Genomic DNA, 680 nt, shown 5'->3' with positions numbered 1-680 from the left:
AAGACGAGCGCCCTGACACGTATACGCGAGCGAGCGGCTGCCGGGTCGCTCGCGGCCAGGACGTCGTACGTGCCGCCATGCCCTCGTGAACTGAAGAAGCCGCCACTGGCGTGATCCCACTCGGCAAGCGCACGCTCCGATAGGAAGACACCGACTTCACTTAGCAGCCGGCTGGGATCCATCAGCAAGAGGCGGCCACCGTTTGGCCGCGCGGCGATGCGGCCGAGTAACTCTTTTTCATGGGTGGTCACGTCCTCATATGTCTCGACTCGAATTTCATGCTGCCGTTCCATAATGTCTGCCCCTGTTTCTCAAATCCTCAGGTGGTCTGTGACAAGCCTGATCGGCCTGGACGCGCATTCAAAAGAGCCTGAGTGGCTTTAGGCGGGCTTGGTCCGAAAGATCATCGGAGCGGTCTTTTTGGAATCGCAATGAAGCTACTGCGATGCCGATAACCTCTTTGGCCCTACCACCCTCATTGTAATACTTGCCGTCCAAAAGGCATAGCTAGCAAAAAGAAGTACCAGCAAAAGCTCATAACGTCGAAATACAGACGGCGATGAATCTCATCTCGCGCAGGCGTAAGAATTAATGTAACCTGGACTCCGATGTAGCTCTAATTTTCTCGGTTAGCCACGTGATCTGACTTCAGAGGTCAGCATCTGGCTTTCGCTCCTGGG

1 protein-coding gene is annotated in these 680 nt (G+C 55.1%); it reads right to left on the bottom strand.

All coding sequences use genetic code 11. The annotated features are described in order from the left end of the window. Window positions 1-293: hypothetical protein (locus AC6CIG_RS29660; RefSeq protein WP_498324381.1), on the bottom strand; the 293-nt coding region annotated here is incomplete at its 3' end. Between the last annotated feature and the right edge of the window lie 387 nt (window positions 294-680).

Source organism: Sinorhizobium sp. GQ132, assembly GCF_059758575.1.
The sequence above is the reverse complement of the archived record's forward strand: the minus strand, read 5'-3'. Positions and strand labels throughout refer to the sequence as shown.